The sequence below is a fragment of the Quadrisphaera sp. INWT6 genome, from assembly GCF_015390235.1.
In the GTDB taxonomy this organism is placed as follows: domain Bacteria; phylum Actinomycetota; class Actinomycetes; order Actinomycetales; family Quadrisphaeraceae; genus Quadrisphaera.
In genome coordinates this window covers 44,410-56,514 of the sequence record NZ_VUOH01000001.1, presented here as the reverse complement: position 1 = coordinate 56,514, position 12,105 = coordinate 44,410, and the positions used below count along the sequence as shown (strand labels likewise).

Here is a 12,105-nt window from a genome sequence, read left to right as displayed (position 1 = left end):
CCGAGGCGTGCGGGGTGCGCGACCCTCGCCTGGTGATGCTGGGATGACCTCGACCGTCCTGTGGCTGCGCCGAGACCTGCGCCTGCACGACCACCCGGCCCTCCTGGCCGCTGCGGAGGACGCCGGCGGGTCCGGCGTCGTGCCCCTGTTCGTGCTCGACCCCGCGCTGCTCGACCCCGCGGGGCCGACCCGGACCGCCTGGCTGTTCCGCTCCCTGCGCGCGTGGTCGGACAGCACCGGCGGAGCGCTCGTCGTCCGCACCGGGAGGCCCGAGGACGTCGTGCGGCAGGTGGCTCAGGAGGTCGGCGCCGAGCGCGTCCACGTCACCGCCGACTCGGGCCCGTACGGCCGCGGTCGCGACGAGCGCGTGGAGGCCGCGCTGGCCGGTGACGACGTGGCCCTCGTGCGCACCGGCACCCCGTACGCCGTGGGCCCCGGGACCGTCGTGAAGCAGGACGGCACCCCGTTCCAGGTGTTCACCCCGTTCTCCCGGGCGTGGACGGCGCACGGGCACCCCGCACCGGCGCAGACACCCCCCACGGACCTGCGCTGGGTGCGCCGCCTCGACAGCGAGGACGTCCCCCACGACCCCGACCTGGGCGACCTCCACCTCCCCGAGGTGGGAGAGCAGGCGGCGCTGGCGCGGTGGGAGGAGTTCCAAGACCGCCTCGACGGCTACGACAGCGACCGGGAGCGACCCGACCGCGACGGCACCTCCCAGCTGAGCGCGCACCTGAAGTACGGGGAGGTGCATCCCCGCACGCTCCTGGCCGACCTCGCCGCGGGCCCGCACGGCGGCACCAGGGGCGGGCAGACCTTCCGCACCGAGCTCATCTGGCGTGAGTTCTACGCCGACGTGCTGTGGCACCGACCGGAGTCGGCCCGGGAGTACTACCGCCCCCAGCTCGCGGGGATGCGCTACGAGTCCCCGACCCGGGGAGAGGGCAAGGCCCACCTCGAGGCCTGGCAGGAGGGCCGCACCGGCTTCCCGTTCGTCGACGCCGGCATGCGGCAGCTCCGCGCCGAGGGGTGGATCCACAACCGCGTGCGGATGGTCGTGTCCAGCTTCCTGGTGAAAGACCTCCACCTGGAGTGGCAGCTCGGGGCACGTCACTTCATGCGCTGGCTCCGCGACGGCGACCTCGCCTCGAACAACCACGGGTGGCAGTGGGTCGCCGGCTCCGGGACGGACGCCGCCCCGTTCTTCCGCGTGTTCAACCCCGTCACGCAGGGCGAGAAGTTCGACCCCGACGGCGCGTACGTCAGGAAGTACGTGCCCGAGCTGAGGCACGTGCAGGGCAAGAAGGCCCACTCACCGTGGGACGTCGCCGACGGGTACGAGCAGGGGTATCCCGAGCGGATCGTCGACCACAAGGAGGAGCGGGAAGAGGCGCTGGCCCGGTACAGCGAAGTGCGCTCCTGACACGGGGAAGGCCGGGGCACCGGCCCCGGCTTTCTCCGCCGGGCGTTTCCGGGCATGGGAAAGGGGCCGGACCCACACGAATGTGGATCCGGCCCCTTCCAAAGGATGTCCGGCGGTGACCTACTCTCCCACCCAGCTCCCCGGGCAGTACCATCGGCGCAGGTAGGCTTAGCTTCCGGGTTCGGAATGGGACCGGGCGTTTCCCCACCGCTATGACCGCCGTAACACTATCGAGTTCTCGAGCACCACCCACCACACCGAAGCGCAAAGGTGATGGCCGCCCGTGACTCGGGAACCGCACAGTGGACGCGAACAACAGTTCTTCACTCTTTGACACCCACCCCAAGGGTGGAAGTGTTGAGCAAGTCATCGGCTTATTAGTACCGGTCAGCTACAACCATTACTGGTCGTCCACATCCGGCCTATCAACCCAGTAGTCTTCTGGGAGCCTCTCACCCCGAAGGGCATGGAGACCTCATCTCGAAGCAGGCTTCCCGCTTAGATGCTTTCAGCGGTTATCCCTCCCGAACGTAGCCAACCAGCCGTGCTCCTGGCGGAACAACTGGCACACCAGAGGTTCGTCCGTCCCGGTCCTCTCGTACTAGGGACAGCCCTTCTCAAGTCTCCAACGCGCGCAGCGGATAGGGACCGAACTGTCTCACGACGTTCTAAACCCAGCTCGCGTACCGCTTTAATGGGCGAACAGCCCAACCCTTGGGACCTACTCCAGCCCCAGGATGCGACGAGCCGACATCGAGGTGCCAAACCATGCCGTCGATATGGACTCTTGGGCAAGATCAGCCTGTTATCCCCGGGGTACCTTTTATCCGTTGAGCGACCGCGTTTCCACAAACCACGGCCGGATCACTAGTTCCGACTTTCGTCCCTGCTCGACCTGTCAGTCTCACAGTCAAGCTCCCTTGTGCACTTACACTCGACACCTGATTGCCAACCAGGATGAGGGAACCTTTGAGCGCCTCCGTTACTCTTTAGGAGGCAACCGCCCCAGTTAAACTACCCACCAGGCACTGTCCCTGATCCGGATTACGGACCGAAGTTAGATGTCCAGAACGACCAGAGTGGTATTTCAACGATGACTCCACCGACACTGGCGTGCCGACTTCACAGTCTCCCACCTATCCTACACAAGCCGTACCGAACACCAATACCAAGCTATAGTGAAGGTCCCGGGGTCTTTCCGTCCTGCTGCGCGTAACGAGCATCTTTACTCGTAGTGCAATTTCGCCGAGTTCGCGGTTGAGACAGCGGAGAAGTCGTTACGCCATTCGTGCAGGTCGGAACTTACCCGACAAGGAATTTCGCTACCTTAGGATGGTTATAGTTACCACCGCCGTTTACTGGCGCTTAAGTTCTGAGCTTCGCTGGCAAAACCAGCTGACCCGTCCCCTTAACGTTCCAGCACCGGGCAGGCGTCAGTCCGTATACATCGTCTTGCGACTTAGCACGGACCTGTGTTTTTAGTAAACAGTCGCTTCTCCCTGGTCTCTGCGGCCGTCGCGCCTAACCCGCAAGGGTTTCAACGCTAGGGCCCCCCTTCTCCCGAAGTTACGGGGGCATTTTGCCGAGTTCCTTAACCACGATTCTCTCGTCGCCTTGGTATTCTCTACCTGACCACCTGAGTCGGTTTGGGGTACGGGCGGCTTGAACCTCACGCCGAGGCTTTTCTAGGCAGCATAGGATCACCCTGCTTCCCGCTATCGCGGTCACCATCAGGTCTCAGGCATCATGAGGTGCGGATTTACCTACACCTCGCCCTACACCCTTGGACGTGGACTACCATCGCCACGCGGTGGCTACCTTCCTGCGTCACCCCTGTTAATGCGCTTACCTACTACCGGATCGGGCCGTGCGCTCCCCCAACATCTCCCGAAGGATCCGCTGGCTTTGGGCACTTAGCATCCCCGGGCTCGGTATGGGCGGTTCTTCGCCGGTACGGGAATATCAACCCGTTGTCCATCGACTACGCCTGTCGGCCTCGCCTTAGGTCCCGACTTACCCAGGGCGGATGAGCCTGGCCCTGGAACCCTTGGTCATTCGGCGGACGGGATTCTCACCCGTCTTTCGCTACTCATGCCTGCATTCTCACTCGTGTAGCGTCCACGGCTGGATCACTCCGCCGCTTCACCCGCCACACGACGCTCCCCTACCCATCCATACGACTGGACCCACTACAAGAGTGAGCCGATCAAAGTATGAATGCCACAGCTTCGGCGGTGTGCTTGAGCCCCGCTACATTGTCGGCGCGGAATCACTTGACCAGTGAGCTATTACGCACTCTTTCAAGGGTGGCTGCTTCTAAGCCAACCTCCTGGTTGTCTGTGCAACTCCACATCCTTTCCCACTTAGCACACGCTTAGGGGCCTTAGCTGGTGGTCTGGGCTGTTTCCCTCTCGACTACGAAGCTTATCCCCCGCAGTCTCACTGCCACGCTCTCACTTACCGGCATTCGGAGTTTGGCTGACGTCAGTAACCTTGTGGGGCCCATTAGCCATCCAGTAGCTCTACCTCCGGCAAGAAACACGTGACGCTGCACCTAAATGCATTTCGGGGAGAACCAGCTATCACGAAGTTTGATTGGCCTTTCACCCCTACCCACAGGTCATCCCCCAGGTTTTCAACCCTGGTGGGTTCGGTCCTCCACGCGGTCTTACCCGCGCTTCAACCTGCCCATGGGTAGATCACTTCGCTTCGGGTCTAGAGCACGCGACTGATTCGCCCTGTTCGGACTCGCTTTCGCTACGGCTTCCCCACACGGGTTAACCTCGCCACGTACCACTAACTCGCAGGCTCATTCTTCAAAAGGCACGCCGTCACCCCTGCTAAGGAGGCTCCGACGGATTGTAGGCACACGGTTTCAGGTACTATTTCACTCCCCTCCCGGGGTACTTTTCACCATTCCCTCACGGTACTGTCCGCTATCGGTCACCAGGGAGTATTCAGGCTTAGGGGGTGGTCCCCCCAGATTCACACGGGATTTCTCGGGCCCCGTGCTACTTGGGATCCCTCAAAGGAGGCAACGTCATTTCGTCTACGGGGGTCCCACCCTCTGTGCCGGGCCTTTCAATGCCCTTCGACTATGACGGAGCTTTCTTACTCCTTGACCGGGTGGTAGCCCGATCCATGAGGTCCCACGACCCCGACCATGCAACGCCTACCAGCTATCACACATGACCGGTTTAGCCTCTTCCGCTTTCGCTCGCCACTACTCACGGAATCGCGGTTGCTTTCTCTTCCTGTGGGTACTGAGATGTTTCACTTCCCCACGTTCCCTCCACACACCCTATGTGTTCAGGTGCGGGTCACTGGACATGACTCCAGCGGGGTTTCCCCATTCGGAAATCCTCGGATCAAAGTTCGGTTGCCAACTCCCCGAGGCTTATCGCAGGCTCCTACGTCCTTCTTCGGCTCCTGGTGCCAAGGCATCCACCGTGTGCCCTTAAAAACTTGACTCAACATCCGCACACACACCACCAGCTGACCCACCCGAAGGCGAACCCACCGGGGCACATGCGCGATGCAAAGACTAAAGATGCTCGCGTCCACTGTGCAGTTCTCAAGCAACGGGTGAACCCGCGACCGCGATTCCAGCGCCTACCCCCACCACCCACAAAGGCAGCAGAAGCGGTTCGACCGACCGGTCACGGCCCATCAAGGAAAACCAACCCAGCAACCCCACCCACACCGACCGCAGACGCAGACCGTGCAGACAAGACCACCGAGGTTCGTTCCCTCAGGACCCAACAGCGTGCCCAGCCCCACTCCCCCACACCCACCGTTCCCACCACCACACCACCTGCGAACAGGTCACCCCTTGCGGGATGCGTCCCCGAGAAGACCCAGGAACAGGAGTGCCGGCGTACTGAGTGAGCGCGAGCTCATGAAGCCATGTCGATGTTCCACCCGTGAGCTCCACCTGCGGGGCGTTCGCCCGCAGCATGGGCCTGAGCCACCCGCGCCCCCACCCCACGAAGGAGGTGATGAGCCTGTGCAGATGACCAGATGCTCCTTAGAAAGGAGGTGATCCAGCCGCACCTTCCGGTACGGCTACCTTGTTACGACTTCGTCCCAATCGCCAGTCCCACCTTCGACGGCTCCCTCCCAAGGGTTAGGCCACCGGCTTCGGGTGTTACCAACTTTCGTGACGTGACGGGCGGTGTGTACAAGCCCCGGGAACGTATTCACCGCAGCGTTGCTGATCTGCGATTACTAGCGACTCCGACTTCACGGGGTCGAGTTGCAGACCCCGATCCGAACTGAGACCAGCTTTTTGGGATTCGCTCCACCTCACGGTCTCGCAGCCCTTTGTACTGGCCATTGTAGCATGCGTGAAGCCCAAGACATAAGGGGCATGATGATTTGACGTCATCCCCACCTTCCTCCGAGTTGACCCCGGCAGTCTCCTATGAGTCCCCACCATGACGTGCTGGCAACATAGGACGAGGGTTGCGCTCGTTGCGGGACTTAACCCAACATCTCACGACACGAGCTGACGACAACCATGCACCACCTGTGCAGGATCCCTTGCGGACCCGACATCTCTGCCGGATTACCCTGCATGTCAAGCCTTGGTAAGGTTCTTCGCGTTGCATCGAATTAATCCGCATGCTCCGCCGCTTGTGCGGGGCCCCGTCAATTCCTTTGAGTTTTAGCCTTGCGGCCGTACTCCCCAGGCGGGGCGCTTAATGCGTTAGCTGCGGCACGGACCTCGTGGAATGAGGCCCACACCTAGCGCCCAACGTTTACGGCGTGGACTACCAGGGTATCTAATCCTGTTCGCTACCCACGCTTTCGCTCCTCAGCGTCAGTTACAGCCCAGAGACCCGCCTTCGCCACCGGTGTTCCTCCTGATATCTGCGCATTCCACCGCTACACCAGGAATTCCAGTCTCCCCTACTGCACTCTAGTCTGCCCGTACCCACTGCAGGCGCGGAGTTGAGCCCCGCGTTTTCACAGCAGACGCGACAAACCGCCTACGAGCTCTTTACGCCCAATAATTCCGGACAACGCTTGCACCCTACGTATTACCGCGGCTGCTGGCACGTAGTTAGCCGGTGCTTCTTCTGCAGGTACCGTCACTTGCGCTTCTTCCCTGCTGAAAGAGGTTTACAACCCGAAGGCCTTCATCCCTCACGCGGCGTCGCTGCGTCAGGCTTTCGCCCATTGCGCAATATTCCCCACTGCTGCCTCCCGTAGGAGTCTGGGCCGTGTCTCAGTCCCAGTGTGGCCGGTCACCCTCTCAGGCCGGCTACCCGTCGTCGCCTTGGTAGGCCATCACCCCACCAACAAGCTGATAGGCCGCGAGCCCATCCCTGACCGAAAAACTTTCCACACCACCCCATGCGAGGAGGTGTCATATCCGGTATTAATCCCGGTTTCCCGAGGCTATCCCAGAGTCAGGGGCAGGTTGCTCACGTGTTACTCACCCGTTCGCCGCTGATCCCCCCGAAGGGTTCACCGCTCGACTTGCATGTGTTAAGCACGCCGCCAGCGTTCGTCCTGAGCCAGGATCAAACTCTCCGTTGATGCGTTAGCCACCAGCAACCCACCCGAAGGCGAGAAACCGACAGCATAAGCCGACCCCCACCGAAACCGGTGAGAGCGGAGAAAGATGCTGACCCGAATGAATCCGCTGACATCAACAACTGACATCAGTCAAAATCTCATCGAGCCAACCGCTGGTTCAACCAGCAATGGCATCGACATTCGGCACGCTGTTGAGTTCTCAAGAAACGAACACACACCACTTACTGGGCCTTTCGGCCGGTTCAGCGGGATGTCTCCATCCTACCCGATCCGATCCGGTGCTTCCGCACCCGATCCGCTACCAGGCAACTTTCCGACAGTAACTACGACCTGGACCAGGGTCAAGACCCTGAGGCGTTTTCACCCCCGGAAGCGAGATGGAACATTACCCCAACCCCACCTGGACACCAAAACCCCTGCTCACAGCCCCGGAGGTGCGCCAGCGCCTGCGGCGCTGGTCCCCCTCGTGCGCCCGTAGACGAGCTCGCTGGGGCACCAGGACGGGATCCGGAGCGCACGCCGGTCTGCCCACGGCTGCAGCTGCGAGCTCAAGGCTCCCGGTGTCCCGGTGTCCCGGTGTCCCGGTGTCCCGGTGTCCCGGTGTCCCGGTGTCCCGGTGTCCCGGTGTCCCGGTGTCCCGGTGTCCCGGTGTCCCGGTGTCCCGGTGTCCCGGTGTCCCGGTGTCCCGGTGTCCCGGTGTCCCGGTGTCCCGGTGTCCCGGTGTCCCGGTGTCCCGGTGTCCCGGTGTCCCGGTGTCCCGGTGTCCCGGTGTCCCGGTGTCCCGGTGTCCCGGTGTCCCGGTGTCCCGGTGTCCCGGTGTCCCGGAAGGCAGCGTGCACCCGGCGCCGTGTCGACGCGTGAGCGGCCGCGGTGCGCCGGCATCTGTGCGCGAGCATCGTCCGCTCGGAACCGGCGGCCTCGACTGGCTGTGCCCCGGACCGTCGCGGAAGCTCCGCCAGACCGGTGCTGGCGCTACATGCCGTTCTGCATCGATCGGACCGTCCGCTGGCCCGTCCGTCACCGGCCACGGCTGTGGCGTCTGTGGTGCGTCGCCCGCTGGCGATCGCCCCGACAGCACCGGACGGCCTGGCCGTTCACGAAGCACATGCACCGACCCTCAGCGGTTGGCGCAGCTGCTCCCCCGTCACACGAGCGAGCAGCGCGGGGTCGGCCCCGGACCCTCCGAGGTGTTGGTCAGCCCGGAGCACTGCAAGTCGTCTTCTGTCAGACGCGGCCAAAGGTTCTGTGAGGAGTGCCCGCCGTGCTGCTCGAGCTCGAGCAGCGTCTCGTTGCGCGGTGGTTCGGGTGCCAGGCCCAGGATGGCCGGCGACAGGACGGCTGAGGGTCGTCCCCTCCCGGCGCGGTCACATGAACCGCTCAGAGCATGTTGGCGATATCGATGAGGAGGCAGAAACCTCATGGCTGGAGAGACTGACGCTCTCGGTCCCTGCATCGAGCAGACGCAGTTGGAGCGGTCGACATCGGATCGGTCAACGCGCGCCCTTCCCAGCCACCCACCGTCGTTGGTGGTGTTGTTGGGCGTTTCCGGGCATGGGAAAGGGGCCGGACCCACACGAATGTGGATCCGGCCCCTTCCAAAGGATGTCCGGCGGTGACCTACTCTCCCACCCAGCTCCCCGGGCAGTACCATCGGCGCAGGTAGGCTTAGCTTCCGGGTTCGGAATGGGACCGGGCGTTTCCCCACCGCTATGACCGCCGTAACACTATCGAGTTCTCGAGCACCACCCACCACACCGAAGCGCAAAGGTGATGGCCGCCCGTGACTCGGGAACCGCACAGTGGACGCGAACAACAGTTCTTCACTCTTTGACACCCACCCCAAGGGTGGAAGTGTTGAGCAAGTCATCGGCTTATTAGTACCGGTCAGCTACAACCATTACTGGTCGTCCACATCCGGCCTATCAACCCAGTAGTCTTCTGGGAGCCTCTCACCCCGAAGGGCATGGAGACCTCATCTCGAAGCAGGCTTCCCGCTTAGATGCTTTCAGCGGTTATCCCTCCCGAACGTAGCCAACCAGCCGTGCTCCTGGCGGAACAACTGGCACACCAGAGGTTCGTCCGTCCCGGTCCTCTCGTACTAGGGACAGCCCTTCTCAAGTCTCCAACGCGCGCAGCGGATAGGGACCGAACTGTCTCACGACGTTCTAAACCCAGCTCGCGTACCGCTTTAATGGGCGAACAGCCCAACCCTTGGGACCTACTCCAGCCCCAGGATGCGACGAGCCGACATCGAGGTGCCAAACCATGCCGTCGATATGGACTCTTGGGCAAGATCAGCCTGTTATCCCCGGGGTACCTTTTATCCGTTGAGCGACCGCGTTTCCACAAACCACGGCCGGATCACTAGTTCCGACTTTCGTCCCTGCTCGACCTGTCAGTCTCACAGTCAAGCTCCCTTGTGCACTTACACTCGACACCTGATTGCCAACCAGGATGAGGGAACCTTTGAGCGCCTCCGTTACTCTTTAGGAGGCAACCGCCCCAGTTAAACTACCCACCAGGCACTGTCCCTGATCCGGATTACGGACCGAAGTTAGATGTCCAGAACGACCAGAGTGGTATTTCAACGATGACTCCACCGACACTGGCGTGCCGACTTCACAGTCTCCCACCTATCCTACACAAGCCGTACCGAACACCAATACCAAGCTATAGTGAAGGTCCCGGGGTCTTTCCGTCCTGCTGCGCGTAACGAGCATCTTTACTCGTAGTGCAATTTCGCCGAGTTCGCGGTTGAGACAGCGGAGAAGTCGTTACGCCATTCGTGCAGGTCGGAACTTACCCGACAAGGAATTTCGCTACCTTAGGATGGTTATAGTTACCACCGCCGTTTACTGGCGCTTAAGTTCTGAGCTTCGCTGGCAAAACCAGCTGACCCGTCCCCTTAACGTTCCAGCACCGGGCAGGCGTCAGTCCGTATACATCGTCTTGCGACTTAGCACGGACCTGTGTTTTTAGTAAACAGTCGCTTCTCCCTGGTCTCTGCGGCCGTCGCGCCTAACCCGCAAGGGTTTCAACGCTAGGGCCCCCCTTCTCCCGAAGTTACGGGGGCATTTTGCCGAGTTCCTTAACCACGATTCTCTCGTCGCCTTGGTATTCTCTACCTGACCACCTGAGTCGGTTTGGGGTACGGGCGGCTTGAACCTCACGCCGAGGCTTTTCTAGGCAGCATAGGATCACCCTGCTTCCCGCTATCGCGGTCACCATCAGGTCTCAGGCATCATGAGGTGCGGATTTACCTACACCTCGCCCTACACCCTTGGACGTGGACTACCATCGCCACGCGGTGGCTACCTTCCTGCGTCACCCCTGTTAATGCGCTTACCTACTACCGGATCGGGCCGTGCGCTCCCCCAACATCTCCCGAAGGATCCGCTGGCTTTGGGCACTTAGCATCCCCGGGCTCGGTATGGGCGGTTCTTCGCCGGTACGGGAATATCAACCCGTTGTCCATCGACTACGCCTGTCGGCCTCGCCTTAGGTCCCGACTTACCCAGGGCGGATGAGCCTGGCCCTGGAACCCTTGGTCATTCGGCGGACGGGATTCTCACCCGTCTTTCGCTACTCATGCCTGCATTCTCACTCGTGTAGCGTCCACGGCTGGATCACTCCGCCGCTTCACCCGCCACACGACGCTCCCCTACCCATCCATACGACTGGACCCACTACAAGAGTGAGCCGATCAAAGTATGAATGCCACAGCTTCGGCGGTGTGCTTGAGCCCCGCTACATTGTCGGCGCGGAATCACTTGACCAGTGAGCTATTACGCACTCTTTCAAGGGTGGCTGCTTCTAAGCCAACCTCCTGGTTGTCTGTGCAACTCCACATCCTTTCCCACTTAGCACACGCTTAGGGGCCTTAGCTGGTGGTCTGGGCTGTTTCCCTCTCGACTACGAAGCTTATCCCCCGCAGTCTCACTGCCACGCTCTCACTTACCGGCATTCGGAGTTTGGCTGACGTCAGTAACCTTGTGGGGCCCATTAGCCATCCAGTAGCTCTACCTCCGGCAAGAAACACGTGACGCTGCACCTAAATGCATTTCGGGGAGAACCAGCTATCACGAAGTTTGATTGGCCTTTCACCCCTACCCACAGGTCATCCCCCAGGTTTTCAACCCTGGTGGGTTCGGTCCTCCACGCGGTCTTACCCGCGCTTCAACCTGCCCATGGGTAGATCACTTCGCTTCGGGTCTAGAGCACGCGACTGATTCGCCCTGTTCGGACTCGCTTTCGCTACGGCTTCCCCACACGGGTTAACCTCGCCACGTACCACTAACTCGCAGGCTCATTCTTCAAAAGGCACGCCGTCACCCCTGCTAAGGAGGCTCCGACGGATTGTAGGCACACGGTTTCAGGTACTATTTCACTCCCCTCCCGGGGTACTTTTCACCATTCCCTCACGGTACTGTCCGCTATCGGTCACCAGGGAGTATTCAGGCTTAGGGGGTGGTCCCCCCAGATTCACACGGGATTTCTCGGGCCCCGTGCTACTTGGGATCCCTCAAAGGAGGCAACGTCATTTCGTCTACGGGGGTCCCACCCTCTGTGCCGGGCCTTTCAATGCCCTTCGACTATGACGGAGCTTTCTTACTCCTTGACCGGGTGGTAGCCCGATCCATGAGGTCCCACGACCCCGACCATGCAACGCCTACCAGCTATCACACATGACCGGTTTAGCCTCTTCCGCTTTCGCTCGCCACTACTCACGGAATCGCGGTTGCTTTCTCTTCCTGTGGGTACTGAGATGTTTCACTTCCCCACGTTCCCTCCACACACCCTATGTGTTCAGGTGCGGGTCACTGGACATGACTCCAGCGGGGTTTCCCCATTCGGAAATCCTCGGATCAAAGTTCGGTTGCCAACTCCCCGAGGCTTATCGCAGGCTCCTACGTCCTTCTTCGGCTCCTGGTGCCAAGGCATCCACCGTGTGCCCTTAAAAACTTGACTCAACATCCGCACACACACCACCAGCTGACCCACCCGAAGGCGAACCCACCGGGGCACATGCGCGATGCAAAGACTAAAGATGCTCGCGTCCACTGTGCAGTTCTCAAGCAACGGGTGAACCCGCGACCGCGATTCCAGCGCCTACCCCCACCACCCACAAAGGCAGCAGA

The 12,105-nt window shown here is 61.3% G+C and carries 1 protein-coding gene and 5 rRNA genes; 1 reads left to right on the top strand and 5 read right to left on the bottom strand.

The window, feature by feature from the left end:
• Positions 1-43 precede the first annotated feature (43 nt).
• The gene (locus F1641_RS00180) at positions 44-1,423 is read left to right on the top strand and encodes a deoxyribodipyrimidine photo-lyase (protein WP_194902503.1); all 1,380 of its coding nucleotides are present in this window, start codon (positions 44-46) and stop codon (positions 1,421-1,423) included.
• Positions 1,424-1,530: 107 nt separating this feature from the next.
• Here F1641_RS00180 and rrf (F1641_RS00175) read toward each other — a convergent pair.
• From rrf (F1641_RS00175) to F1641_RS00155, 5 genes are all read right to left on the bottom strand, one after another.
• Positions 1,531-1,647: ribosomal RNA gene (gene rrf / locus F1641_RS00175) — 5S ribosomal RNA — on the bottom strand.
• A gap of 133 nt (positions 1,648-1,780) precedes the next feature.
• Positions 1,781-4,894, bottom strand: a 23S ribosomal RNA gene (locus tag F1641_RS00170).
• Positions 4,895-5,454: 560 nt separating this feature from the next.
• Positions 5,455-6,967 (bottom strand): 16S ribosomal RNA (locus F1641_RS00165).
• Between the two features lie 1,604 nt (positions 6,968-8,571).
• Positions 8,572-8,688, bottom strand: a 5S ribosomal RNA gene (rrf, locus tag F1641_RS00160).
• 133 nt (positions 8,689-8,821) lie between these two features.
• A 23S ribosomal RNA gene (locus F1641_RS00155) occupies positions 8,822-11,935 on the bottom strand.
• The 16S, 23S and 5S rRNA genes sit together here, the layout of an rRNA operon.
• Between the last annotated feature and the right edge of the window lie 170 nt (positions 11,936-12,105).

What these genes read in the sequence shown, in the direction of transcription:
- F1641_RS00180 (WP_194902503.1), top strand. Translation starts at nt 44, where the DNA reads ATGACCTCGACCGTCCTGTGGCTGCGCCGAGACCTGCGCCTGCACGAC.